Raw genomic sequence first — 23,470 nt, 5'->3', positions numbered from 1 at the left:
CACCGGGGCTTCATCGTGCGCTACGCCGTCGATGATGAGCCGCTGATTCAAGTGTGCGGGTTCACCGCGCACCAGACGCCCAACTTCAAGGAGGCGCCTAGTCGCCTACCGCCAGCACCGTGTTTGCACAGTGATAGCACCGTGCGAGCACGCCCGCACCGCTGCCGGCGTCTGCATGTGCTGGGCGCGTGCCGGCCGTCATCTGCGCGGTCACGATGCGACCCGAACACCAAGCTCTGCAGGCGCGCCTGTTGGGGTGCAGGCCCGTCAAAAGGGTCATATGGGCCGCAGCGCGCGAATCAGGCACCGGGCAAGGGGTGGGTGGCATCGCGGCATTTCGACGGCTCCTGGGCTTCATACGCCGGGCGCGCAACGAGGTGACGCCACGGTGGCGTGGCGGTGCGGTGTCCGTCGCGCCTACTGGCAACGAATTTGCACTTCGGCCGATGCGTTGTTGTAGGCGATCGCGTCAATTGAGGTCGAATTCACAGGGGTGACCTGCTTGCCTTGCTTCCCGCAGAAGTCACGCGCTTCGGCGAACAGTTCAGCCTTCATTTGCCCGCCGCTGTAGACGAATTCCCGGGATATTGGCCAACATCGGTCGCGGTCTTGCAGCCACGCTACAAAGAGACTGCCGCAAGCTTGTCGTTGATGTACGCCCAAGCCTCAGGGCTGAGGTTCCCCTCGGACACGTAAGATGACAGCGCGGAGTTCGTTCGGTAGATGTGTTCGTATTGGCACAGTACATCGCTCTCAAGCCATGCCTTTGACGCCCGAATCATGATGAGCGCAGCCCCCCGCTTCGCGGCAGCCTCGGCAAGACCGAGCATCGCGGCGCGACTAGGCAGTCTCAGGTTCTCATCGTACTTTGCGCTTGCCCATGGATTAATCTGCAAGGCGGCAACATTGTGCGAGATGAACTGCTCGCCATACCGCTGAGATAGCGAGCGGAGGCGAGGCCGCCACCACCCACTCATTCCCACAGGCGCGCTCTCATGGAGCCCTGCAAGCGGCCAGCCGTCAATCTTGAAGTGATGGTCGTCAAGCGTGGACGTGGCGTCGAAGCCTGGGTTCGCCAAGAGCAGGACAACCGGTGCGGTGTCGATGTTTCCCTCGTGCGGGCATGGTCCCATTTCGGGATGCAGCCGGTATTTCTCGCTGACTCTCGCGTTGTATCGCTCAATGGCAGTTAGGTCGGCGTCGTACATGTCTCGCGTCCCTCAAAGGTTGGTGCCTCGGGTTTGAACAGGACCTTGTCATTGGTCGTATCGCGAAGTTGCGGAGCAAATACCCAATGGCTGTTTCTTGCTTCCAACGCTTCGAGTTGAAGCTCGAAGTGTCCATCAGCCAGCGATTGCGCCGGCAGTCTCGGTGTCTGGTGGCAGCGTGTCGGGCTTGCCCAGCCTTCGAGCCATGCGCGCCAGCTCATCGTCAGATAGGCCGGTCCATGCGACCAGCCCCGCAGCGCAGCGGCTCGCCCCCGGTGGAGGGCGTTCCGGAGAGCCGGCCAAGCAGCGCAGCCGATGACCCTTCAATCGCGGCTGAGGCCGCGCGCATGCGCCTCGCGAACCGGGGCGGTTGCCCGCCGGGCCGAGCCAGCCTAGCTCGGCAAGGTAGAAAAGGACATCAGCGCCCATACGGCCGCGGCTTGAACTTCGAGGCCCGGAACGCCGGTTCCGGCTCAGGCGGATCGGCTTCGTGCGGCCGCCAATGCGCGCTGCCGGTGCTGCGTGCCCGGGCAATACGAACCTCCATCGACACCCACAGCAGCAGGTGCGCGAGGACGTGCTTCGGCGCTGCCAGGAGCAGCTCGCGCATCGCGCTGCGCCATTCGACTGGGGCTGTGTAGGTGCGCATCATCCGCAGTTCGTGCGGCAGAAGGCGCCCAGCCTCGTCGGTGGATTGTTCGATCAGCAGTTCGAGCTGGTAGACAGTTGCAAAGTAGGACCATTCGCCGTACCGCTCCTGAAATCCCCGGTCCTTTTCCATGCGGCGCTCCATGCGCTCCAGGCCCTCGGCCAGCAGGGCGCACTGCGCTGTTGCGTCATCACCCTCGCACCAGCGATCCCAGTGCGCGGTGTACTCGTTCCACCAGGATTCCTCGAACAACCCCTCATTCATCGGCGGTGCCAGCAGCCGGTCGAGGTCAATGCGGGGCGCGCCGCCCATGGTCATGAATTCGGTAGCCACGGCGCCATTACCGGATCGCCCACCAGCATGGACGGGCCGGCGCTTGCGCGTGAGGATTCCGGCCGCGCCCAAGCCACGCAGCGGCCTGATGCGCGCGCTTCTTCGAGCTGTGCCCGGCTGGTGATCCTGAACACATCGCGCTTGCAGTTGTCGCAATAGCGCACGTCGGCCGCAAAGGTCGGACGTAACTCGTTCCATTGCATTGAGCACAAGAAGCCGAAATCGCAGGGCCGCGGCCCGTCCGGCGCATCGTCGGGTTGTCTCTCGATCGGTCCGTCCATGGTCTGGCGCTTTCGTGTAGCGTGATGATAGGAGGCAAACCTGCAGTGTGCCCGGCCGCGTGGCGAGTGAATAGGCGGATGAGGGCGAGCGTACTCTGGCGCTGCATGAGCCAGGCGGTTAGTACAAGCTGCAGCCGTTGACTGAAACCGGCGGCGGAGAGGTGCAGGACAAGGTCAAGGCGTTGTTGTCCGAAATCGTGGCCAAGGTTAACGACCTGTTCGAGGGCGACCTGACCGACGACGACAAGCTGGTCTACGTGAACAACGTGCTGAAGGGCAAGCTGCTGGAGTCCGAAATCCTCGTACAGCAGGCAACCACCAACACCAAGGAGCAGTTCTCGAACTCGCCCGACCTGGCGGCCGAGTTGTTGAGCGCGATCATGGATGCGATTGCGGCCAACACGACGATGAGCACGCAGGCGCTGGATTCGGAACGGGTGCGCAGTGGGTTGAAGGACATCCTCCCGGGGCCGGCGGGACTTTACGAGGCGTTGCGGGCACGTGGGGCGGGTTTCCCCCCTGCATACGCGGGCTAGGGGGCCGCCTGTTGTCGGTGCACAAGCACCTCGCTATTTAAGGCGTGTTGGTGTGCCCCTCTTTCGGGCGGCATCGTCGCGTGGGGCAATGGTTTTCAAAGTAGTTATCGACTTTGCTCGTCGGCCCGAGCGGTATGCAGATCGCTGTAGAAAACAATATAGATCCGGAAATAGTGCTCGTTTGAGCCCGTTCTTGATCGTCTCTTGTCCTGCCGGAGGGTATGGTCGTCGGCGTCGGTCGCCATGGCTGTTTGCAGCCGGCCGCAACGTGAGCAAGCAAAATCAAACGAAAAATAGAGGCATCAATGACTTCTCGTAGAGACGCGACTCTTTCGGATATGGCAAACGCCTATGACGAGGTGCTGCCGCACATAGGCGATCAATTGGCAATCTTTTCTCAGCTCCTCGACTCGATTTCGTACTGCGAGAGCCTTGGCTCGTCAGCTTGGTCCCTGACTTTTCTGGACAACGGCTTTCGTCTCAATGTGGGTCCCATTGAAGCCATGACGTGTCGTTTCGCGCATTGGGCTGCGGGTGAGGCCGAAAACGACCACGATGTGACGTTCGTCAACGTGCGACTGCTTTTGGCGGGCGCCGATTGCCTCAATGTTTTGGGTGGAGAAGGGCAAATTAAGGAGATGAGCTACGGGTCGGTCGGCGAAAAATGCTGGTGCTATTTCGGCGCTTTCCTTCCCGCGTCGGGCGACACTCCTGATCCCATTCGACTGGCGACTGAAGAGCACCTGTCACGGTTGCGCGAGAACCACCGCCGCTTCTTGAAGCTTGCCTGCCACACGCCCACCGGCAAGCTCCGGCAGAAATCGAACTTCGCACAGCACCACTGCGAAGGCTTGTTCGCATACGCCCAGCAAGTTGTCGGCGCTTCTCAGTTGGCACAAACTTAGGCGGAATGCGCTGCACCGTCGAAGTTGACGCTGGCAGGATCAAACTGCTGCTACCCCTCGACCCCGTGTCCGGCGCGGCGTTGCCCGAAGCCAATCAAGGAAGCCATCACGGCGACGCCGCCACTTGCGACGGACATCGCGAACCGCCGGATGATGGTCTGACCCAAGGCCCCCAGCCCCCCACTTTGATCCGCCGCACAACTAGAGGGAAAGATTCTCGATGGGCCACCAATTCGACGCCAGCGCAGACCCGAGGGTTGCGGTTCTTGTGGATTGCGACAACACCACGCCTGAAATCTTGGAGTACGCCCTGCGGGTCGTCGCCCAGTTCGGGCGCGTCGTGCTCAGGCGCGGCTATGGCAACCACGCCACGCTCGCGAACAAGTGGCAGGACGCGCTAGTACGCTTGGCCTTCACGCCGTGCCTTCAGTATCAATACGCCCCAGGCAAGAACACCGCTGACATTGCGCTCGCACTCGACGCTATGGAGGCCCTCTTCGACCAGCGTGCCGAGACGTTCTGCATCGTCACCAGCGACTCCGACTTCGCCTACCTCTGCCGCAAGCTACGCGAACGCAGCGCCACTGTACACATCGTCGGCGAGGCGAAGACGCCCGACGCACTGCGCAACGCGAGCGACCAGTTCTTCGAGTGGACGCCGCCCGAGGCGCCGCTCGCCGCCAATGCTTTGGCCCAGGCCGCTAAGGCTGTCGCAATCCCGAAGCCGAAGTTGCGGCCAAAGTCGGTTGTTAGCGCGGTGAACCTATTGGCGGCGGATTCAGCCGACGGGCGTGTGCATGTGGGTTCCCTCGGTTCGTACTTACGCCGTACTGATCCCGCCTTTACGCCAGAGACCTACGGCCACTCGGGATTGGTCAGCATGCTCAAGACGTATGACCTGCTGAATTTGCGCCAGGAGACTGGCGGTCATTGGACGGTCGGGCTCGCCTCGCCGAAGGAAGTGGGCGAAGCAAGCACCGCCGTCGATACGCCTATCTGATCGGGGCGCGTCATGGCATCGGATCAACGGGACTGGCATCGCGATTGATGGCGCAAGCGACTGGGCCAATGTCGAGCGTTCCTCTTTTCGCATGGGCGAGGATGACAAGCGGCGGCCCCGCAGCAGGCCGGCCGGATTGCGCCGGGGGCGGAAGACCCGAGCAGCGCAGAAAAGGTGTAGCGATGCACCTAGCGCGCCACGAGATCGCAGAGCTGTATGGTCTGAGCGAAAGTCCGCCGACCCCGTAGGCGCCCCCGCCCGCGCTCAGCTCGCCCAAGCCCGGACTGGAATGCTTGCCCCGACTTCGACGTGACCGGCCAAGACGTTGCCCCCTACAACGTGGTCAATATCCCATTCCCGCAAGAGCTCGAGGCGACACCGACGTGGGATGGGCGCGGGCGAACCCAGGATGAAGTTGAATCGTGCAGGGGATTCAGGCTCACAAAGCCGACGGTCGTGCGACTCGCCAAAAGCCGTTGGCCGACGGGTGTGCCCACCTGAATGCTAAAGGGGATCCGGGAACGACTTCAGGACTCGATATTCCAGCTTTGTGTTCGTGGCTGCGACAACTTCGATCCGCACACCTTTAAAGCCAATGATCTTTTCGGTCGTGAGGTCGTACTGCACGTCCTGCGAGAAGGCACTGCGGAGCATGTCGCCTGAGAACTCGCGATAGGTCACCTTGATCTGGTCGCCCAATCGCCCACCGTAGATTAGCTCTTGGCGAAAGTTGGGTCGCGCACTATCAATTATCTTGCCGACGCTAAATTTCGGGTTCGCCGGCGAGATTGACCCCGGGCCAGTAAGGTCGTAGTAACCCTGCAATTCCATCGTTCCGTTCGCCTTCACGACTACATAGCCATTCTTTGGGAAGGCTTTTCGCCCGAATATCTTGTCGTTCACATAGTAAGTGCCAGCGGGCGGCTCATAGCGGGACGCACCGTCGGGGGTCTTGTCAATGAATGCCATGCGGCCAGGCTCGACGACGTATTCACGCCCAGCACCGTTGTCGGTGATCCGCTCGCGCAACTCCAGGCCATCGAAGACATAGGAAATGCCTTTTTTCACCAGCGTCTCGCCCAACTCAGCCGTCGCGACGGTGTTAAGTGCTGGCGTGTCAACAACGAGGATCTCAGCGGGCGCGGTCTTCGTGCTCGCGCAGCCTGTGAGAACTGCCGCAAGTGCGATGCAGAAAATGGTGACTAGGGGACGCATAGAGGATGAGTGAAGTGAGGGGTTGGCGGGCTTGGATTCAGGAGGGGTCGCCGCAGTGTAGCCAGCCCTTCCAAGGCGGCGCCGGGGCGCTGGGGCCTGACGACAGGTAAAGCGCGACTTTCTTGGCGTCCCAGATGCGGCACAGCGCAACGCATCGTCCTTTGGCATTCCGATATGCGCACGGTGTGATGCTCACATCGTCGGCCTTTTGGCGCGCACATTGGCGCCCTAGGCAAAGAACGCGAGACTGAGCGCAAGTTGAACTGCGACTTCAACCGGGGCAGCCGATTTCCGTTGCGCGCCAAGGTCGCTTCATGATGAGATCGCGCAGTGTTGAACAACGGAGGCGGGAATGAACAAGGCAATTGCTTTGCTGGCTTTCGCACTTGCGGCGATCATCTTTTACTTTGCCTGGTTCACCTACGAGGACGAGGAGAAGCGAATTCAAAGCGTCGTCGAGGATTGGTGGATCCGGGTGGACGAACTTGGCAATCAACTGCGCTCACGGCAGACAGCCCTTCTTCGATTTGCAGCCCAAGGAGCGACGCATATTCTGGACAATGTCTTCGGTCCCAACATCTGGTCTCTGCAGGGCTACTTCGCGGCAGTCAAAGTGATATTTTGGGCTGGCAGCCTCTTTGGCGGTGTGGCGATCTTTGCAGTAGCGGGATTAATTCCGAGTCCCATTTGGCAGGCGGTTGCTGTGCTTTTTGCGATGGGGACTCTTCTGGGGTGTGGCTGGGTATTTTGGCAAGTTGCCCATGGGGCGGCCGACCGGAGCTCTGGGGCGTTCTTCATCTTTCTCATACTCACGGTCACAGTGCCCCTTATTCGCTACTGCTCTGGCGATCAAAGCAAGGATGCGGCGCTCGAAAAGTTCCTTATGAAAGCGAGCGCGTTCGCTGTGGGCGGGCTCATTTCGATGTTGGTTTTCCAACTAACGAGGATAGTTCTTGTGAGAACTTCGAGCGGAAAAGGGGAAGGATGGCTGCTTTTGTTCACCGCAGCCGTAGTTGGCGCGCTTGCCTCGGTAACAGCGTTGAGTCTGGAACGGCAAACTGGACAAACTTGGTGGATCCTCTTGTTCGGGATGGGCTTTGCATGCCTCTTGTTAGCCACCCTTTATTCACTGCTCGGTGCAATCTTGATCGTCATGATCGCACACCGGGCTGCTTGGCCCTTGATCAGTCGAGCTCTATACATACTTCCTAGGTACAAGCCGCTTGCGAATAAGAAGTTCCTCAATATGGCTGGAGTCGCTCTGATGGGCGCAGGCTTCATGCAATTGGGCTACGGGGAAGGTCTCTTCGACTACTTGCGAGCCATGCCGATGTGGCGAGTTGAAGCATCAATGGCGAGGCAAGGTACTGCCTGAATCTCAACTTGACGCCAGCGCCAGCAGTCCAGCGACGCGCAGGTGGGCATTCACGGTTTGGGCGTACACGAGGGCGGTTTGAAGAAGAACCGAGCCCTGTTGCCGGTGCTATGCACCTCCAGCCCCTTTAGGGTACGTGAGTGCATTTCAGCACTAGCGCGACGCACGCCATCAGGATGGCCCCCTCAGATGCTCCGGGAAACCCTGGCCGGGGGGTAATCGTCTCGCGGTCGTAGGGCTCCGTGATGGAGGGCAATGTTGTCGGCGTAGCGTTCGGTTTCTTCGACTACAACGACAACGTGGCTACGGTGTGCCTTGTAGTGTTGGCCTTGCTGGTCCTCACGCCGGTGGACCGCACCCGCCGCACGGTGTGGATCGCACGAAAACTCAACACCAACGTCGAACCGATGCTGTGGGTAGCAGTACCGCCCGACGAGGCCGTGAGGCGCAAGCGCGAACCGGCCTGGCAGGTACGCCGCCTTGTCGTGGTGGACGACACGGTGGTCGAAGAACACGCCGAGTAGTGCGTAGGACGGACTTCCACGAGGCCGGTGTGGCTCCTTGCCCCTGCGTCAAGGTGAAACGCAGGGGCCGGTGCAACAGGAACGGTTCGTGCAAATCCCCCGGCTGGGCCGGTTGGCCCATTCCAGATACGCCTCGGGGGACAGGGCAAGGGGGCAAGGGGGCAAGGGGGCAAGGGGGCAAGGGGAAGCGAGGGCAGTGACGCCACAACCAGCACAGCCCCCACTGGCGGCTCTATGCGGCCTCCAGCCCCTTCAGGTACGCGCTGATCGCGGCGGTGGGGTCATCCACGCTGTCGTCCTCGGCAATGCGGTGCAGTTCATCGACAATGCGCGCCTTGCTTGCAACCTCGTGCTTCAGGCCCTGAGCATGGGCAATCTGGTTGACGCGGCGGCGCAGGGCGCCGGAGATGGAAATGGGGGGGCGGGGGAAATTGCGGGGGCTCATGGGTAAGTCAGTGAGATGTACGCGTTGCGTGTGTGCACGCGTGCGAGTGAATCGTGGCTGGGGCGGTGTCGGGCTGGTCGTCCACGCGCAGTTCGCGCGCGGAAGGTCACGGGCGAGGATAGAAACCTGCAAAGCCTCTCACGGGTCACCACCTTTGCCGGGGTGCGGTGCTGACGCGTAGCGGAGAAGTCTTTGACCATATTCCTTGCGAAAGTGGTCCAGAAGATCGGCGCGAAGGTGATGCGGTGTTGCGATGCAGTCGGCACGCATTTCCTCACGGGCGGCGGCTTCGTCGCCATAGAGGTCGCATACGCGCATCGCGATCTCAAGTATGTCGGCCATCTCGGTGTCGGCGACGCGCTCCCCCTCTTTCAGGAACCGGATAATTGCCGCCCTGTTGTCGCGCAGCAGCTCGCGTTGGCGCTCGTGCAGTGCGCTTGCGGCGCTGACAAACATCCGGTCGCCCGCATCGAGCCAAACGGAGTGGCCAAGGCTATGGAGCACTTCGAGGATGGACGCGGGCTTCACTAGATTTCCTCGATGTCGGCGATTGCGGCCGATGCCTCCAGGACGACGGGCTTAACTTCGTCGTGCGAACCAGGCGAACTTGGCGAAAGATCAATGCCCGTGCGGGTTGCGGCCTGTTCTTGCTGGTCGCGAACCGTGCGAACTTGGCTAACCAATGCTTCGGAGTTGAACTTCGTGCCGCCGCTTTGTTCGTCAGATTCGCCAACTTCGCCCCCGCGCAGATCAGTCTGCAGAGCGCGCTGTTGCTCAAACTTCGCCAACTTCGCTTTGTTCGCATCCATCAAGCGGTACATTTTTTGGGGACGGCGGGTGCTCGGCACCGTCTCAACCTCGATCAATGCCGGCGTGTGCGACAACAACTCGTCGAGCGCCGCATCAATCTTGTCCTTGGACAAGTGCCTCGCGAAGCATTCGACGGAGATGTCCGTTCGGCTGGCGCTGCCCTTGCTGGTCAGGAACTTGAGGATCTTGTTGGCGTTCGCGCTGGTCTCGGCCACCGTCACTTCATCCAGCGCAGTCGCGAAGATATATTTGACGGAATCGGTCCAGTAACGCACCCACGCCATCGCGGCCCCGACATGGGGCACATCGATTTCATTGCGCTTGTCGAAGATGGCGAACAACATCGCCATGCGCAGCAGAATCGGGGCGCGACGTTCGACCAGCGCGTTGACGAGCTCGCCGGCGCTTTGGTCGTTGAGCTCGCCGTGGTAGAGCTTCTCGTAGTGCCTTTGCGCGGCCGGTGTGAGTTTCATCTCGCGCACATCGGTTTCGACAGGGCGATCTGCGCCGATCCATTTCAGCGCATCGATGATGCGGTCGGCGAAGCCGTCAATCACGTGCGGTGATGTTGGCCGGGGGAATGGCACGAGGTGCTCGCGCTCGGCAAACACCATCATGAAGCGATTCGCGAAGCCATTGGTCAGCTCGCGGGTTGCCAGCATCGAGCGCAACTCGCTCGGTGTCACCGCACACGACATGGCGACATGCGGATCGGTTGCCCCGAGGCGATTTGTCTTGGTCGCCGGCTTGATCGAAGTACCGTCAAACACGTCGCGCAGTGCGGGCGACAGTGTGTTGCCGTCGCGCTTGGTCTGATTCAAGACGTTCGCGAACTCCGACTCCACCACATACAACCGCTTGTCATGGATTGGCGGGACCTCGTTTTTGCCGTCCATGTAGCCATCGTGGATCAGGAATGCCAGGCCCTCGCGCGTGGACAGGCCGCCGCGGTGGACCTGCGGCGCGATGTACTCGTCCTTCGCACGGATCGCCTTGTCGATGCGCTGAACGATACTGGTGGCGTCCCCCTTGCGACCGCGGCCGGTGCGACCGACATGGAGTCCGAATAGGCGCGGGTGGTGAAAGGTGTTGCCCACGGGGTAGTAGGCAACGCGCCCGACCGCGGCGCTCAGGTAGGTCATGACATTCAATGCCACGGCGAAGGGGTTGGCTTCGGTCGTCTCGGCAGCGGCCAGCGCGATTTCGCCAATCAGGCCATACAGCGCGGCCGGATCCGGGCGCGGCACATTGCGGTGGGGGTCGGGGTGATCGTCGTCGTGCACCTCCTCGACGGCCTCTGCCTTCTCGAAGCACTTGCGCACCGCATCGAACCCTTGCGCCTGATGCAGGTCGTTGAAGTCGGTCTGGCCGGGCTTCCGCTCAGCGCCGAACACCGGCACCATGACCGTGCCGCCCACGGCCTTGGCGGCCTCCTGCGCTTTGGTCAAGCCGGGGTTGCCTTTGGCGTCGATGTCGTCGTCAGCGGCCACCACGATCTTCATATACGGGAAGCGGGCGCGCAGGGCCTTGGCCACGGGCATCAAGTTACCGCAGTCGAACGCGACAGCAACGGCTTGCCCGGTCGACTCGTGCACGCTTGCGCCGGTGGCAAAACCCTCGGTGATGCAAATGGTGTCGCCCGGCTTGCCAATACCGAAGTAGCACTCACGCTTGCGGCCAAAGGGAAGGAACCGCTTGACGCCGTTCGCGTCGATCCGCTGGAGCGTCGTCATCTTGCCGTTTGTGTCCCGGATCGGCACGATCAGGTCGCCACCTTCGACACGCAGGCCGTGAGGGTTGACGCCTTTCTTGAGCAAATAGGGATGGTCGGGCGCGGCGGGTTCGGCGTTGCGCCAGAGGATGTTGGCATCCGCCGCTGCGGCCTCGCGATGCATCTCGTCAGCTTCTTCACGGGCGCGGCGAGCCGCCTCTACATGAGCGCGCTGAGCATCCCTTTCGGCTGCGCTGAGGGCACGGCCGATGTCAGCCCTCCACACCTGCCAGTCAAGGCCGTCGCAGTGATTTTCAAAGCCGCCGGCGGGCACACCGTCGAGGTGGAGGACGTAGGCCGCGTCGCAGCGGCCGTTCTTGCCCTTGGCATCGCAACGGTGGAGCGTGCCGTCGGCAATGATTTGCTCGGGCGGGATGATGTCGCGGGCTTCGAGCGCCGCGCGGAACTGTTGGAGCGCGTTGGTCAAATCGCACCGCCGATCTTCGCGAGGTAGACTTGATGTTTGGCCCACTGGCCTGCGATCCAGACGAAGCCCTCGGGCGTGAACTTGGCTTTGATCGTGGCGCGCATGGACTCATCAGCGGGGCCGGCCTCCACAACGAAGAAACCGGCGCTCAAATGGATCGAATAGGGCAGGCGCTCGCAGCCCAGGCGGTACATGATGCCGGCGCTCTGCAGCCACGCCACAAAGTCGTGTTCGTCCGCACCCAAGAGCATGCAGACCTCACGCAGACCCTTGTTGCCGAAGGACGCCATAAAGGCGCCGGCGTACTGCTTTTTGATCACCGCGATCGCATCCTTGTCGTCCCGGAGCGCGATGAGTCCCGCGTCAATCTGTTCGTCGAACTGCTTCATCGCGAAACCCCACAGTCGCGGCATGCTCACCGGCACGCCAGTTTCCATTTCGTACCAGCGGTCGAGGATGTGCCAGTCATGCCCGCTGCCATAGCGAGATGCCAAGACGAACGTCTCCAGTTTGGGCAGCAAGTACACGGGGTAAGGCACGCCATTCTGCGAATTGCACTGCGTGGACTGAAAGAGCAGTGCGCCCGTTTCCCCGTACAGGTCGATCAGCAAGGTGCGAATGTCGGCCTTCACCTTGCGGTGCTCTTGGCGCGTGACGCGTGCAATCTCGCGGCTCGACATCGTGAGCGATTCCGCATTGGTTTTGAGGTGGTGCGCATTGAAGGCCGGTGCGGGCATGCTCACGCCCGGCATGACGCCGTACATACTGTTCATGTGAGGCCCCTTATTCGTCGGAGGCCAGTTTGGCGATCAGCTTGTCGATGTCGCTGGAGAGCCAGCAGGTGGTCTTCGGGCCGAGTTTGTGCCCGGACGGGTAGCGACCGTCTTTCACACCTTTCCACCATGCCGCACGGGACACGGGCACGCGGGTCAGGACTTGGGGGAGGCGCAGCAGGGAATCTTTTTCAGGAGCGAGGTAGGTAGTGCTCAATTGCATTTGCGAGGTTTCGGAAAGTACTTGCGAAGCCCCGAACCCTGCGAAAAGGTCAAGCTTGCGACATCGCGTTGACGCTGGCTCTTCCTACCCGCTATCCTCTGTCTCCTCTGCAACGAGTGACTTCTGGACTTTTGGGTCCGGGTGGTCAAGACGGGGTTCGTGATTTGGTAGATCGCGAACCCCGTCGCCTTTTGTGGGCTACTGAGACGCATCCATTGCTGTTTCTGCATCCGTTTGTCCACTTGGGCATTGGAATGATAGCCAGCACCCCCGCCTGACTCGCCGCTATTTGTGTGGTCTTGAGCCACTTTGAGACTGCTTTGACGGCTCTTGTTAACCAGAAGTGAAAGACTTCGTCACGTCTCAAAATCGCAACTTACTGGTGCCACTAGGTTTTTTTTCGGCGTTTGTTAACCATAAATTACGGAAGCGTCTGTTGCACAAAAGACACGCCCGCGGCCGGAGGGGATGAGCGTGCGCCGGCAATCGGTGATGCCACGCGCGGACTTTTGACAACTTGCCCCTTCAAGGACATTGCAGAGCATCGACAACGTGGTGCGAATAGGCAGCATCGCCGAGGGTTGTGGCAAGGCACACCCCAGACTCCCGGCGCCACCCCGAGCGATCGGCGACGTCAAGCCGCTCTAATTGGCACCACGTTGGCCCCTTTGATGGGCGGCGTGTCGCAGTAGTCGGCCCACGCTTGCATCATCGAGGTCCGTTTCTTGAGCAAGTCGCCGCGGCGGTACGCAGCTTCGACGGCACTTTCGATCGTGTGTGCCAGCGCCATTTCGGCGACTTCGCGAGGGAACGTGGTCTTTTCGGATGCCCAATCGCGAAACGTACTGCGAAAGCCATGCGGCACGGCGTCGAGCTTCATGCGCCGCATGCAGGCCGTGAGGGCCATGTCCGATAGCGGCTTGCCCTTCGCGCCGGGGAACACAACATCCGACCCTTCGATACGGGGAAGGCCATCGAGCAGCTTCATCACCTGCCTGGACAAGGGCACGCGGTGCTCTTTCTTCGCCTTCATCCGCTCAGCCGGCACGGTCCACACCTTTTCGCGCATGTCGATTTCATGCCACCGAGCGCCGCGAACCTCCCCGGAACGACCCGCCGTCAGGATGGCGAACTCGAGCGCCCGCGCCCCGATGCCCTCCATCCTCCGAAGCTCGATCATGAATTTGTGCACGTCGTCGATCTTCACAGCCGGGTGGTGCTTGACGGTCGCGATCTTCCGCGGCTTCGCGAGCATATGGTCGAGGTGTCCGCGCCAGCGTGCCGGGTTGTCGCCGGTCCGAAAGCCTCGCGCCGTTGCCCAGTTGAGAATGGTTTCGATCCGGCCACGCAGTCGCGAGGCGGTTTCCGTCTTGGTCGTCCAAATGTCTTCCAAGACCTTCAAGACGTGCGCGAGCTCGACGTCCTGCACTAATACGTTTCCGAATACGGGCGACGCATAGTTGTCCAGGGTGCTTTGCCACTGCGCGCGATGTTTGGCATTGCGCCATTCGCCTGACTTCGCTTTCATGAAGCCTTCAACACACTGATCGAACGTCTTGGCCTTGGCGTGGGCGGCGGCGGCCGCGCTGCGTGCCGCCTGGCGCAATTGAACCGGGTCGGAGCCGGCGTCGATCAGATCGCGCGCCGCCCTGGCCCGCTCCCTCGCCTGCGCAAGAGTCACGTCCGGAAAGCCCCCGAGCCCCATGTCGCGGCGCTTGCCGGCAATCATGGCGCGCAAGACCCATGAACGGGCACCGGCGTCGTTAACTTTCAACTGCAGGCCGGCCACGCCCCCAACGGCATGCGCGCCAGGCTTCTTGAGCCGACCGACCTGCAACGCACCAAGTTCCACTGCCTTTTTGGGCATATCGTCCTTTCCATCAACCTTACCCACAAAAGATGTGGGATTGCGCTGGATTCTAGGAGTCGACATGAGCCGATCGCATGAGGTTTTCCCTCTGTGGCGACAGTGTCTTGGAAGAATTTTCGGGGGGATCTGGCGGAGAGTGTGAGATTCGAACTCACGGACGCTTTCACGTCGGCAGTTTTCAAGACTGCTGGTTTAAACCACTCACCCAACTCTCCTGATGCGCGGCGGCGTGACCGCGCGGCATGGATTCTAGTCGGAGCGCGACACTGGAGTCGTCGAGACGGTCACCGCATCGCTCCCACGTCGCGCATCACGCAAGAAAAATCTCCTGCAAATCACTCAAAAAGTCAAAGCCCCGCTCCGTCGGCCAGGCATGCCAGAGGTCACGCGCAAGCAATCCTTTGCGTTCCGCCTCCTCCATGCCCTTCTGAATCGCCGTGATCGCCAACCCCGTACGCTCGCCGAACTGCGCCAGCGTAAAACCGTCCTTCAACCGGAGCGCGTTCAACATGAACTCAAAAGGCAAGTCCGCAATCGCCACTTCCTCACTCTGCGCCACAGCACCCGTCGAAGCAGACAACGCGTTCTCCATGTACAGCCGCGGCTCACGAAAGCGCACCTGCCGCACGATGCGATGCGCAAAGCTCAGCTTGCTGTGCGCGCCGGCGCCAATGCCGAGGTAGTCGCCAAACTGCCAATAGTTGAGGTTGTGCGCGCAGCGATGGCCTTCCTTCGCATACGCCGAGATCTCGTAGCGCTGCATGCCCAGCTCGCCCGTGCGCTCGGTGATGCGGTCGAGCATGGCGTACGCGTCGTCTTCCGGCGGCAGCGCGGGCGGGTACTTGGCGAAGTAGGTGTTCGGCTCCAGGGTCAGGTGGTACACCGACAGGTGCGGCGGCGCCAATGCCAGTGCCTGCGTCAGGTCGGCTTCCAGGTCTTGCGGGGTCTGGCCCGGCAAGGCGTACATCAGGTCGAGGTTGAACGTCTCGAACGCGCTGGCCGCCTCTTCGACAGCCGCGATGGCTTGCGCGCTGTCGTGCACGCGGCCGAGCGCCTTCAGGTGCGTGTCGTTGAAGCTTTGCACGCCGACTGACAAGCGCGTCACGCCCGCGGCCCGGTAGCCCCTGAATCGGTCGCGCTCGAAGGTGCCGGGGTTGGCTTCCAGCGTGATTTCGCAATCCGGCGTGAGCTTCAGGCGCGCGCGCACTTCGCTGATCAGGCGGTCGATGCTTTCCGGAGAAAACAGGCTGGGCGTTCCGCCGCCGATGAAGATGGTGTGGACGCTGCGGCCCCAGATCAGCGGCAGCGCGGCGTCGAGGTCGGCAATGACGGCGTCGATATAGCGTTGCTGCGGAATGCCATCGCCCGCCGCCCCGTCACGCCATTCATGCGAGTTGAAGTCGCAATACGGGCACTTGCGCAGGCACCAGGGCAGGTGCACGTACAGCGACAGCGGCGGCAGTGCCGCCAGCTGCAGCGGGCCGGGTCGCATCTGGTGCAACACGTCATTGGCGTTGCTGCTCCCTTGCTCCGCTGAGACGGGTCGAATGGGGATGCTCACGCCGTCAACTCTCGACGAATGGGACGCGGCCTCATGCCCAGCGCTCGCGAATGAGCGCAAGCATGGCCCGCGCCGCCTGCCCTCGATGGCTGTTCGCGTTCTTCACGTCCGCGGGCAACTGCGCAAAGGTCTTGCCGAAATTCGGCAGGAACATCACCGGGTCGAAGCCGAAGCCATTGTCCCCGACCGGCTCGCGCGCGATCTGGCCGACGACGCGACCCGCCGCGATCAGCGGCTCCGGGTCGTCGTGCGTGCGCAGCGCCACCAGGGTGCTGACCAACGCGGCGCGGCGGTTGGCGACGCCTTGCATCTGTTCCAGCAAGGCGCGCACGTTGTTGCTGTCGCCCTTGGGGTAGCCGAACTGCGTGGCGTAGTAGGCCGTGTCCACGCCGGGCAGGCCGCCGAAGGCATCGACGCACAAGCCCGCGTCGTCGGCAATGGCGGGCAGGCCCGTCGCGGCGCTGGCGTGGCGGGCCTTGGCCAGCGCGTTTTCGACAAAGGTGCGAAAGGGCTCGGCCGCTTCGCTCACACCCAGCTCGGATTGCCGGACCAGCACCACGCCCAGCGGCGCAAAGAGTTCCTGCAGCTCGGCGAGCTTGCCTGCATTGTTGGATGCCAGGACCAGTTTCATGTCAACGTCTGCGCCACTCGGGCGCCCTCCAGTCACGCGGCCGCGAGGGCCTGCGTCTGCATCCCGATCAGCTCGCCGATGCCTTTTTCGGCAAGGCCCAGCAGCTTGTCCATTTCGGCGCGCGAGAAGGCCGCGCCTTCGGCCGTGCCCTGCACTTCCACGAAGTGCCCGGCGCCGGTCATGACCACGTTCATGTCGGTGTCGCACGCCGAGTCCTCGGTGTATTCGAGGTCGAGCAGCGGCGTGCCGTCCACGATGCCCACCGAGATGGCGGCCACGTGGCTGCGGATCGGTGACGCAGCGATGCGGCCGTCCGCGATCAGCTTGTTGACGGCGTCCTGCGCCGCGACGAAGGCACCGGTGATGGCTGCCGTGCGCGTGCCGCCATCGGCCTGCAGCACGTCGCAATCGAGGTGGATGGTGCGCTCGCCGAGCGCCGCCAGGTCGAACACCGCGCGCATCGAGCGGCCGATGAGTCGCTGGATTTCCTGCGTGCGGCCGCTCTGCTTGCCGCGAGCGGCTTCGCGGTCGCTGCGCGTGTGCGTGGCGCGCGGAAGCATCCCGTATTCGGCCGTGACCCAGCCTTCGCCGCTGCCGCGCTTGTGTGGCGGCACGCGTTCTTCGACCGAGGCGGTGCACAGCACGCGCGTCTGGCCGAACTCGATCAGCACCGAGCCTTCGGCGTGGATGGTGAAACCGCGGGTGATGCGCACGGGGCGCAGCTGGTCGGCGGCACGGCCGCCGCTTCGTATGTAGTCAGTCATTTTTAGGGAATCGGGGAAGGGAAAGGAGAGGTCAGCCCTTGCGCGCCGCTGAACGGCGGATGGCCTCGTTGATTTCGGCGATGGAACGCTCGATGGCGTCTTCGTCCAGGTCGTCCGATTCGCTCTCGGAGGGCATGCCCGCCTGGATGGTGGAGGCAAAAACGCCTTCGTTGATGCTGTCGGTCGAAATGCCGCGCTCGACGCCCGGCGCATCCGGGGTTTCCCACTCGAGCGCGATCATGGTGACGTTGTCGCCGTTGGCACCGCCGCGGCGCAGTGCCATTTCGACCAGTTCGGGCGCCGCGTCGGACACGGGCTGATTGGCCAGGATGCGCACGATCTGCATCTCGTCCATCACGCCCCACAGGCCGTCGGAGCACAGCATGATGCGGTCGCCCTGCTGCAGCGTCAGCGGCTCGGAGATGTCGAACAATGGCGTCGTCGGCGAGCCCAGGCAGGTCAGCAGCAGGTTGCGGTTGACGATTTCGGGGCCGGGCGTGGCGCGCGGCCGCTCGGCGTGCGAGTGGTCACGGGTGCGCGTGAGCAATTCGCCGTCGCGAATCACGTAAAGGCGCGAATCGCCGCAATGCACCCAGGTGGCCGAGGTGCCTTGCAGCACCGCCGCCACCACTGTGGTGCGGGGCGTGTCGAGCATGCCCTTGTTGCCGGCGTAACGCATGATCTGGTGGTGCGCCGCCAGCACGGCCGAGGTCAGGAAGGCCTTCGGATCCCGCAGGATGGGCCGTGCCTCGCGCTGGTAGAGGGCCGCGATGGTCTGCAAAGCCAGCTGCGCCGCCACCTCGCCTTCCGGATGGCCGCCCATGCCGTCGGCCAGCACGAAGAGGCCCGACTCCCGCGTGTAGCAGTAGCCCATGCGGTCTTCGTTCTTGAGACGGCCGCCTTTGCGGCTGACCTGGAAGACTGAGAATTTCATGCGGGCGCTTTCATGCCGGTCTCGTGGTGGGCGCAGCCGCCTTTGGCAGCGTCTTCTTGTCCGGCGAGCGCATGTTGTCGATGGAGAGGCGAACCTTCTCGCCCACCGTGAGCTTGGTGTAGCGCCGTTCACCTTCGCGGCTCAATTCTTTTTGCAGCGCAAAAACCGACTGCGGACGCGAAAGCGGGTCGAGCGACATGCACCATTCGACCACCTCGATGAGGTTGTCCGAATACACCCCGCGCAGGCGCGAAAGCGAGAGCGAGAGCCGGTCTTTTTCAATGCGCTGCGGCGCGTCGCTGGGCGGATAGCCCTGCATGCAGGCGTAGATGCATGCGCCGATGGCGTAGATGTCCGTCCACGGGCCCATCGACGAATCGCGGCGGTACATCTCGGGAGCCGCAAAGCCCGGCGTGTACATCGGCCGGATGAAATTGCCTTCCTTGCTCAGCACTTCGCGGGCGGCGCCGAAGTCGATCATCACGGCCCGGTCGTCGTCGGTCACGAAGATGTTGGCGGGCTTGATGTCCAGGTGCAGCATCTTGTGCTGGTGCACGATGCGCAGGCCCCGCAGGATCTCGTCAAAAAGCGATCGGATGGTCGACTCGCGGAACACCTTCTGCTTCTTCAGGTCGCGCGCCGTGACGATGAAGTCCTGCAGGGTCGCGCCCTCCAGGTAGTTCATCACCATGTAGACGGTTTCGTTCTCGCGGAAGAAGTTGAGCACGCTCACCACCGAGGCATGCGAGATCTGCGCGAGCGAGCGGCCTTCTTCGAAGAAGCTCTTGAGCCCCAGGCGGTAGAGCGAAAGCTTCTCCGGCGCCACCTGCGGCAGAAGTTCGCCCACACCTCGCGAAGCCAGGGACGAAGGCAGGTATTCCTTGATGGCGACCTGCTGGCCCGAGGCGTCGAGCGCGAGGTAAACAACACCGAAGCCACCCGCGGACAGGCGCCGCACCACGCGGTATCCGCCGATAACCGTGTCAGGCAACAGGGGCGAAGGTTTGACCTTTGACATAATCCGGGAGTTTCGCCCGAAGGCGGTAGTGCGGCAAGCGAGCGCAGTGCCGACGCCTTCGGTGCACATACAAGAACACAGCGAGGCGCGATGCCAGTTTACAGCATGACCGGCTACGCAAGTGGCCAAACCGGCGCCACTGCGGGCCACTCCGAAACCGACGTTCGTCCCTCGACAGCGAGCCGTCTGGGGATCGAAATCCGGTCGGTCAACAGCCGCTTCCTGGACCTCACGTTCAAGCTGCCCGAAGAGCTGCGCCAGCACGAAGCAGCCCTTCGCGAACTGTTGGGAGAACGCCTCAAACGCGGCAAGGTTGAGGTGCGCGGCGCCATCGAGAACGCAGCGCCGGGCGGTATTGCCGACCCCTCCCCGCGATTGCTGCAGCGGCTTAATGGCGTCCAGGACAACATCCGCGCCTGGCTCCCGGCCGCCCGCGAACTGAGCGTGGCCGACGTGCTGCGCCTGGCCGGCGGCGACAGCGCCGCCCAAGGCGACTGGGGCCCCGACCTCACCGCACTGGCCAAGCGCGTGCTCGACGACCTGCTGGCTGCCCGCGCCCGCGAAGGCGGCCGGCTTGCCACCATGCTCACCGGCCACCTCGAGCAGCTTCGCAAGCTGGCCGAGCAAGCCCGCCCGCTGGTGCCCCAACTGGTGGAACAGCAGCGCACGCGCTTCCTTGAGCGTTGGCAAGAGGCGATGGGCCTGGCCGGCGGCACCCTGCCCGAAGCCGCGCAGGACCGCGCCCTGACCGAAGCCACCGCCTTCGCCATCCGGATCGACGTGGCCGAGGAACTCACCCGCCTTGCCTCGCACCTCGACGAAATCGAGCGCCTGTTGAAAAAAGGCGGCGAGATCGGCAAGCGTCTCGATTTCCTGATCCAGGAACTCCACCGCGAAGCCAACACGCTGGGCTCCAAGTCCGCCACACTGGAACTCACCCGGATCGGCGTCGACATGAAGGTCCTGGTCGAGCAGATGCGCGAGCAGGTTCAGAACATCGAGTAATACTTTTTATGGACTACCCCGGAAACATCTTCGTGGTGGCCGCGCCCAGCGGCGCTGGCAAGTCGAGCCTGGTCAAGGCACTCATGGAACTGGATTCCGGGGTACAGCCTTCGGTTTCGCACACCACGCGCCCACCCCGCGGGCAGGAAAAGCACGGGCGGGAATACTTCTTCGCGTCCAACCCGGAATTCGACGCCATGGTCGAAGGCGACGCCTTCGTGGAATGGGCGCATGTGCACGGCCAGCGCTACGGCACGTCCAAGCGCGCCATCGAAGAGCGCATTGCCCAGGGCGCCGACGTCATCCTAGAAATCGACTTCCAGGGTGCGCTGCAGATCCGCAAGACCTTTGCCAACGCGGTGCTGATCTTCATCCTCCCGCCCAGTTGGGAAGAGCTTCGCTCGCGTCTGGAACGGCGGGGCGAAGACAGCGGCGAGACCATCGAATTGCGCCTGAAAAACGCCGCCCACGAGATGGCCCGGGCCAGCGAGTTCGATTTCGTTATAATCAACGAACTATTTGAGCGTGCGCTTTTCGACCTGAAAGCGATCGTTCACGCGCAGCGGCTGCGGTTCTCCGCCCAGCGACGCCTTCGAGCCGACACCTTCGCCGCGCTGAATATCTCCTGACACCGACCACCACCGAAAGCTCCAGATGGCCCGCATTACTGTCGAAGACTGCCTGCTCCAGATCCCCAACCGCTTTCAACTCGTGCTCGCGGCCACCTATCGCGCTCGCATGCTGAGCCAGGGCCACGCGCCCAAGATCGAAAGCAAGAACAAGCCGGGCGTAACCGCCCTGCGCGAGATCGCCGACGGCAAGATCGGCCTCGAAATGCTCAAGAAGGTGCCGGGCTGATAGCGGTCCATCACTTCTCTCGAAAAAAGCACCAGACAAGGTGCTTTTTTTTCGTCACGAAACAGTGAACTTGCGCACACGCTAAAGTGGGGGCTTATGAGCGCTGTCGTTAAACCCCAGCACAAGGCCTCCGGTGGCGCCCAGCGCCCAACTCCGGCGGCCCTCAATGCCGCGGCCGCAAGCTTTGCAGCGCTCACCGCCAAGCTCGATTACCTCAACGCGGAAGACACCGAACTGGTGCGCCGCGCCTACCGTTTTGCCGACGAAGCGCATCTGGGCCAGCTTCGAAACAGCGGCGAGCCCTACATCACCCACCCCATCGCGGTTGCGCAGCAGTGCGCCGAATGGAAGCTCGATGCGCAGGCCCTCATGGCCGCCCTGCTGCACGACGCCATCGAGGACTGCGGGGTCACCAAGTCGGAATTGATCGAGCGCTTTGGCGCCCCGGTGGCCGAACTGGTGGACGGGCTCACCAAGCTGGACAAGCTCCAGTTCAACACCCGCGAAGAGAACCAGGCCGAATCTTTCCGCAAGATGCTGCTGGCGATGGCGCGGGACGTGCGCGTCATCCTCATCAAGCTGGCGGACCGTACGCACAACATGCGCACGCTCAACGACGCGCCGCGCGAAAAATGGGGCCGCATTTCCAACGAGACGCTGGAAATCTACGCGCCCATTGCGCACCGCCTCGGGCTGAACCAGACCTACCGCGAACTGCAGGAACTGTCGTTCAGGCACCTGCTGCCGTGGCGCTACGCGGTGCTGTCCAAGGCCGTGACCAAGGCGCGCGGCCGCCGGCGCGACTTGATCCAGAAGGTGCAGCGCGAGGTGGAGACGTCGTTCTCGGCCGCCAGCATGAACGTGCGGATCCACGGCCGCGAGAAGACGCTCTACTCCATCTATCGCAAGATGCGCGACAAGCACCTGAGCTTTGCGCAGGTGACCGACATCTACGGCTTCCGGCTCATCCTGCCGACCGTCATCAACTGCTACACGGGCTTGGGCATCCTGCACCAGATGTACAAGCCGCTGCCGGGCAAGTTCAAGGATCACATCGCGATTGCGAAGGTCAACGGCTACCAGTCGCTGCACACGACGCTGGTGGGGCCGTCGGGCGTCAACGTCGAATTCCAGTTGCGCACGGAGGCGATGCATGTCGTTGCCGAGTCGGGTGTGGCGGCGCATTGGCTTTACAAGGCGTCGGAGCCCAATCCGGCGAGCAACGACCGGCTGGGCACCAAGTGGCTGCAGTCGCTGCTCGACATCCAGGACGAAACGCGCGACGCCGCGGAGTTCTGGGACCACGTCAAGGTCGACCTGTTCCCGGACGCGGTCTACGTTTTCACGCCCAAGAGCCAGATCCTTGCGCTGCCCCGCGGCGCGACGGTCATCGACTTTGCCTACGCAATCCACAGCAACGTGGGCGACCACACGTCGGCCGCGCGCATCAACGGCGACCAGGTGCCCCTGCGCACCGAACTCAAGAACGGCGACGTGGTGGAGGTCATCACGGCGCCGGTTTCGACGCCCAATCCGGCGTGGCTGGGCTTTGTTCGAACAGGCCGGGCGCGCTCGAAGATTCGCCACTACCTGAAGACGCTGGCGCAGGCGGAGTCGGAACAGCTCGGCGAAAAGCTCCTGGCCCAGGCGCTGCGTGCCGAAGGGCTCGGAAGCCTGCCGGCGGACGATGAAGAGCATCAGTCGATGTGGGAGAAGCTCCTTCGCTTCACCGGCAACAAGTCCCGCTCCGAACTGCTCACCGACATCGGCCTGGGCAAGCGCATCGCGACCATCGTGGCCAAGCGCCTGCTTGCCTTGCTGGCCGAGCGCGGCGAAAAGCCCGATGCCCTGATGCTGAGCCGCGAGCGCTTCACGGCGCACGAAAACGTTTCACAGGGCGCCGTGACGCTGGATGGCAGCGAGAACTCTTCCGTGCGATTTGCGCTGTGCTGCCGCCCCATTCCCGGGGACGCCATCGTCGGCTACTTGGGGCATGGCGAAGGGCTGGTGGTCCACACCGAGGATTGCGGCGTCGGCCAACGGCTGCGCTACAAGGACAGCGAACGCTTCTTCGCGGTCGAATGGGCGGACGAGCCGGTGCGCACGTTCGAGACGGGCGTCATCATCACCGTGCGCAATGACAAGGGCGTGCTGGCGCGCGTGGCGGCCTCGCTGTCGGGCGCGGAGGCCGACATCACGCACGTCGAGATGTCCGAGGAGGCGCCGCAAGACCTGACGGACCTGCGCTTTGTGATCGCCGTGCGCGATCGTGCGCATCTGGAAGCGGTGCTGCGCACCGTCCGCCGTACGCCCTCGGTGCTGACGGCCGCACGGACGGTGCCGGCGCCCTGAAC

24 protein-coding genes, 1 tRNA gene and 1 pseudogene are annotated in these 23,470 nt (G+C 62.8%); 9 read left to right on the top strand and 17 right to left on the bottom strand.

The window, feature by feature from the left end:
• Window positions 1–417: 417 nt before the first annotated feature.
• The 4 genes from QTI66_RS17420 to QTI66_RS17405 all read right to left on the bottom strand — a co-directional run bounded on the left by QTI66_RS17420 (window position 418) and on the right by QTI66_RS17405 (window position 2,471).
• Entirely contained in the window at window positions 418–555 is a 138-nt protein-coding gene (locus QTI66_RS17420) for a hypothetical protein (RefSeq protein WP_286561087.1), read from the bottom strand.
• Between the two features lie 65 nt (window positions 556–620).
• Window positions 621–1,208: a hypothetical protein gene (locus QTI66_RS17415; RefSeq protein ID WP_286561085.1), complete on the bottom strand. Its 588-nt coding sequence runs from the start codon at window positions 1,206–1,208 to the stop codon at window positions 621–623.
• A 418-nt stretch (window positions 1,209–1,626) separates the two neighbouring features.
• Complete coding sequence (locus QTI66_RS17410) at window positions 1,627–2,175, bottom strand: hypothetical protein (protein WP_286561084.1); 549 nt, start codon at window positions 2,173–2,175, stop codon at window positions 1,627–1,629.
• Window positions 2,172–2,471: a hypothetical protein gene (locus tag QTI66_RS17405; RefSeq protein WP_286561083.1), complete on the bottom strand. Its 300-nt coding sequence runs from the start codon at window positions 2,469–2,471 to the stop codon at window positions 2,172–2,174. Before QTI66_RS17405 ends, QTI66_RS17410 begins: the two co-directional genes overlap by 4 nt.
• Before the next feature lie 125 nt (window positions 2,472–2,596).
• Between QTI66_RS17405 and QTI66_RS17400 the strand changes: the two are divergent.
• The 3 genes and pseudogenes from QTI66_RS17400 to QTI66_RS17390 form a co-directional block, all read left to right on the top strand.
• Window positions 2,597–3,007, top strand: a pseudogene (locus QTI66_RS17400) (type I restriction endonuclease subunit R); the annotation flags it as partial.
• A 338-nt stretch (window positions 3,008–3,345) separates the two neighbouring features.
• Window positions 3,346–3,912: a hypothetical protein gene (locus QTI66_RS17395; RefSeq protein ID WP_286561082.1), complete on the top strand. Its 567-nt coding sequence runs from the start codon at window positions 3,346–3,348 to the stop codon at window positions 3,910–3,912.
• A 220-nt stretch (window positions 3,913–4,132) separates the two neighbouring features.
• A complete protein-coding gene (locus QTI66_RS17390) occupies window positions 4,133–4,912 on the top strand; it encodes an NYN domain-containing protein (protein WP_286561081.1) in 780 nt (259 codons plus the stop codon).
• A gap of 504 nt (window positions 4,913–5,416) precedes the next feature.
• Here the strand turns inward: QTI66_RS17390 and QTI66_RS17385 are convergent.
• Entirely contained in the window at window positions 5,417–6,127 is a 711-nt protein-coding gene (locus QTI66_RS17385) for a hypothetical protein (RefSeq protein WP_286561080.1), read from the bottom strand.
• 352 nt (window positions 6,128–6,479) lie between these two features.
• Between QTI66_RS17385 and QTI66_RS17380 the strand changes: the two genes are divergently transcribed.
• Window positions 6,480–7,502 (top strand): hypothetical protein, encoded by a 1,023-nt coding sequence (locus QTI66_RS17380; RefSeq protein ID WP_286561079.1) that lies wholly within the window; start codon window positions 6,480–6,482, stop codon window positions 7,500–7,502.
• Between the two features lie 245 nt (window positions 7,503–7,747).
• Window positions 7,748–8,026, top strand: coding sequence for a hypothetical protein (locus QTI66_RS17375; RefSeq protein WP_286561078.1), 279 nt, complete (start codon window positions 7,748–7,750; stop codon window positions 8,024–8,026).
• Between the two features lie 232 nt (window positions 8,027–8,258).
• Here the strand turns inward: QTI66_RS17375 and QTI66_RS17370 are convergent, their stop codons facing one another.
• The 12 genes from QTI66_RS17370 to QTI66_RS17315 all read right to left on the bottom strand — a co-directional run bounded on the left by QTI66_RS17370 (window position 8,259) and on the right by QTI66_RS17315 (window position 19,253).
• Window positions 8,259–8,471, bottom strand: coding sequence for a hypothetical protein (locus QTI66_RS17370; protein ID WP_286561077.1), 213 nt, complete (start codon window positions 8,469–8,471; stop codon window positions 8,259–8,261).
• A 138-nt stretch (window positions 8,472–8,609) separates the two neighbouring features.
• Window positions 8,610–8,999 (bottom strand): hypothetical protein, encoded by a 390-nt coding sequence (locus QTI66_RS17365; RefSeq protein WP_286561076.1) that lies wholly within the window; start codon window positions 8,997–8,999, stop codon window positions 8,610–8,612.
• Window positions 8,999–11,479 (bottom strand): DUF3987 domain-containing protein, encoded by a 2,481-nt coding sequence (locus QTI66_RS17360; RefSeq protein ID WP_286561075.1) that lies wholly within the window; start codon window positions 11,477–11,479, stop codon window positions 8,999–9,001. The genes QTI66_RS17365 and QTI66_RS17360 overlap by 1 nt, the downstream gene beginning before the upstream one ends.
• Window positions 11,476–12,159 carry a phage antirepressor KilAC domain-containing protein gene (locus QTI66_RS17355; protein ID WP_286561074.1) on the bottom strand — a complete coding sequence of 228 codons (684 nt, stop codon included), beginning with the start codon at window positions 12,157–12,159 and terminating at the stop codon, window positions 11,476–11,478. The genes QTI66_RS17360 and QTI66_RS17355 overlap by 4 nt, the downstream gene beginning before the upstream one ends.
• 103 nt (window positions 12,160–12,262) lie before the next feature.
• Complete coding sequence (locus QTI66_RS17350; protein WP_286561073.1) at window positions 12,263–12,475, bottom strand: helix-turn-helix transcriptional regulator; 213 nt, start codon at window positions 12,473–12,475, stop codon at window positions 12,263–12,265.
• Window positions 12,476–13,109: 634 nt separating this feature from the next.
• The gene (locus QTI66_RS17345; protein ID WP_286561072.1) at window positions 13,110–14,342 is read right to left on the bottom strand and encodes a tyrosine-type recombinase/integrase; all 1,233 of its coding nucleotides are present in this window, start codon (window positions 14,340–14,342) and stop codon (window positions 13,110–13,112) included.
• A 130-nt stretch (window positions 14,343–14,472) separates the two neighbouring features.
• Window positions 14,473–14,560 (bottom strand) — tRNA-Ser (locus QTI66_RS17340).
• 95 nt (window positions 14,561–14,655) lie between these two features.
• On the bottom strand, window positions 14,656–15,837 hold the full coding sequence (gene hemW / locus QTI66_RS17335) for a radical SAM family heme chaperone HemW (RefSeq protein ID WP_286561497.1): 1,182 nt from the start codon (window positions 15,835–15,837) through the stop codon (window positions 14,656–14,658).
• A 100-nt stretch (window positions 15,838–15,937) separates the two neighbouring features.
• Window positions 15,938–16,537, bottom strand: a complete 600-nt coding sequence (rdgB, locus tag QTI66_RS17330; protein ID WP_286561071.1) for an RdgB/HAM1 family non-canonical purine NTP pyrophosphatase — start codon at window positions 16,535–16,537, stop codon at window positions 15,938–15,940.
• A gap of 32 nt (window positions 16,538–16,569) precedes the next feature.
• On the bottom strand, window positions 16,570–17,301 hold the full coding sequence (gene rph / locus QTI66_RS17325) for a ribonuclease PH (RefSeq protein ID WP_286561070.1): 732 nt from the start codon (window positions 17,299–17,301) through the stop codon (window positions 16,570–16,572).
• A 31-nt stretch (window positions 17,302–17,332) separates the two neighbouring features.
• Complete coding sequence (locus QTI66_RS17320; protein ID WP_286561069.1) at window positions 17,333–18,235, bottom strand: PP2C family protein-serine/threonine phosphatase; 903 nt, start codon at window positions 18,233–18,235, stop codon at window positions 17,333–17,335.
• Window positions 18,236–18,245: 10 nt separating this feature from the next.
• A complete protein-coding gene (locus QTI66_RS17315) occupies window positions 18,246–19,253 on the bottom strand; it encodes a serine/threonine protein kinase (protein WP_286561068.1) in 1,008 nt (335 codons plus the stop codon).
• Between the two features lie 90 nt (window positions 19,254–19,343).
• On the opposite strand from QTI66_RS17315, the gene QTI66_RS17310 reads away from it, so the two are divergent.
• The 4 genes from QTI66_RS17310 (at window position 19,344) to QTI66_RS17295 (ending at window position 23,468) form a co-directional block, all read left to right on the top strand.
• Window positions 19,344–20,258 carry a YicC/YloC family endoribonuclease gene (locus QTI66_RS17310; protein WP_286561067.1) on the top strand — a complete coding sequence of 305 codons (915 nt, stop codon included), beginning with the start codon at window positions 19,344–19,346 and terminating at the stop codon, window positions 20,256–20,258.
• Window positions 20,259–20,266: 8 nt separating this feature from the next.
• On the top strand, window positions 20,267–20,887 hold the full coding sequence (gmk, locus tag QTI66_RS17305) for a guanylate kinase (protein WP_286561066.1): 621 nt from the start codon (window positions 20,267–20,269) through the stop codon (window positions 20,885–20,887).
• 25 nt (window positions 20,888–20,912) lie between these two features.
• Window positions 20,913–21,116 (top strand): DNA-directed RNA polymerase subunit omega, encoded by a 204-nt coding sequence (gene rpoZ, locus QTI66_RS17300; RefSeq protein WP_286561065.1) that lies wholly within the window; start codon window positions 20,913–20,915, stop codon window positions 21,114–21,116.
• 96 nt (window positions 21,117–21,212) lie between these two features.
• Window positions 21,213–23,468 (top strand): RelA/SpoT family protein, encoded by a 2,256-nt coding sequence (locus QTI66_RS17295; RefSeq protein WP_286561064.1) that lies wholly within the window; start codon window positions 21,213–21,215, stop codon window positions 23,466–23,468.
• Window positions 23,469–23,470 lie beyond the last annotated feature (2 nt).

Source organism: Variovorax brevis (genome assembly GCF_030317105.1).
Lineage (GTDB): Bacteria > Pseudomonadota > Gammaproteobacteria > Burkholderiales > Burkholderiaceae_C > Variovorax > Variovorax brevis.
The sequence above is the reverse complement of the archived record's forward strand: the minus strand, read 5'-3'. Positions and strand labels throughout refer to the sequence as shown.

Coding starts and splice junctions, on each gene's coding strand:
- QTI66_RS17420 (WP_286561087.1), bottom strand. CDS start 555: ATGAAGGCTGAACTGTTCGCCGAAGCGCGTGACTTCTGCGGGAAGCAA.
- QTI66_RS17415 (WP_286561085.1), bottom strand. CDS start 1,208: ATGTACGACGCCGACCTAACTGCCATTGAGCGATACAACGCGAGAGTC.
- QTI66_RS17410 (WP_286561084.1), bottom strand. CDS start 2,175: ATGACCATGGGCGGCGCGCCCCGCATTGACCTCGACCGGCTGCTGGCA.
- QTI66_RS17405 (WP_286561083.1), bottom strand. CDS start 2,471: ATGGACGGACCGATCGAGAGACAACCCGACGATGCGCCGGACGGGCCG.
- QTI66_RS17395 (WP_286561082.1), top strand. CDS start 3,346: ATGGCAAACGCCTATGACGAGGTGCTGCCGCACATAGGCGATCAATTG.
- QTI66_RS17390 (WP_286561081.1), top strand. CDS start 4,133: ATGGGCCACCAATTCGACGCCAGCGCAGACCCGAGGGTTGCGGTTCTT.
- QTI66_RS17385 (WP_286561080.1), bottom strand. CDS start 6,127: ATGCGTCCCCTAGTCACCATTTTCTGCATCGCACTTGCGGCAGTTCTC.
- QTI66_RS17380 (WP_286561079.1), top strand. CDS start 6,480: ATGAACAAGGCAATTGCTTTGCTGGCTTTCGCACTTGCGGCGATCATC.
- QTI66_RS17375 (WP_286561078.1), top strand. CDS start 7,748: ATGGAGGGCAATGTTGTCGGCGTAGCGTTCGGTTTCTTCGACTACAAC.
- QTI66_RS17370 (WP_286561077.1), bottom strand. CDS start 8,471: ATGAGCCCCCGCAATTTCCCCCGCCCCCCCATTTCCATCTCCGGCGCC.
- QTI66_RS17355 (WP_286561074.1), bottom strand. CDS start 12,159: ATGTCGAGCCGCGAGATTGCACGCGTCACGCGCCAAGAGCACCGCAAG.
- QTI66_RS17350 (WP_286561073.1), bottom strand. CDS start 12,475: ATGCAATTGAGCACTACCTACCTCGCTCCTGAAAAAGATTCCCTGCTG.
- QTI66_RS17345 (WP_286561072.1), bottom strand. CDS start 14,342: ATGCCCAAAAAGGCAGTGGAACTTGGTGCGTTGCAGGTCGGTCGGCTC.
- hemW (WP_286561497.1), bottom strand. CDS start 15,837: ATGCGACCCGGCCCGCTGCAGCTGGCGGCACTGCCGCCGCTGTCGCTG.
- rdgB (WP_286561071.1), bottom strand. CDS start 16,537: ATGAAACTGGTCCTGGCATCCAACAATGCAGGCAAGCTCGCCGAGCTG.
- rph (WP_286561070.1), bottom strand. CDS start 17,301: ATGACTGACTACATACGAAGCGGCGGCCGTGCCGCCGACCAGCTGCGC.
- QTI66_RS17320 (WP_286561069.1), bottom strand. CDS start 18,235: ATGAAATTCTCAGTCTTCCAGGTCAGCCGCAAAGGCGGCCGTCTCAAG.
- QTI66_RS17315 (WP_286561068.1), bottom strand. CDS start 19,253: ATGTCAAAGGTCAAACCTTCGCCCCTGTTGCCTGACACGGTTATCGGC.
- QTI66_RS17310 (WP_286561067.1), top strand. CDS start 19,344: ATGCCAGTTTACAGCATGACCGGCTACGCAAGTGGCCAAACCGGCGCC.
- gmk (WP_286561066.1), top strand. CDS start 20,267: ATGGACTACCCCGGAAACATCTTCGTGGTGGCCGCGCCCAGCGGCGCT.
- rpoZ (WP_286561065.1), top strand. CDS start 20,913: ATGGCCCGCATTACTGTCGAAGACTGCCTGCTCCAGATCCCCAACCGC.
- QTI66_RS17295 (WP_286561064.1), top strand. CDS start 21,213: ATGAGCGCTGTCGTTAAACCCCAGCACAAGGCCTCCGGTGGCGCCCAG.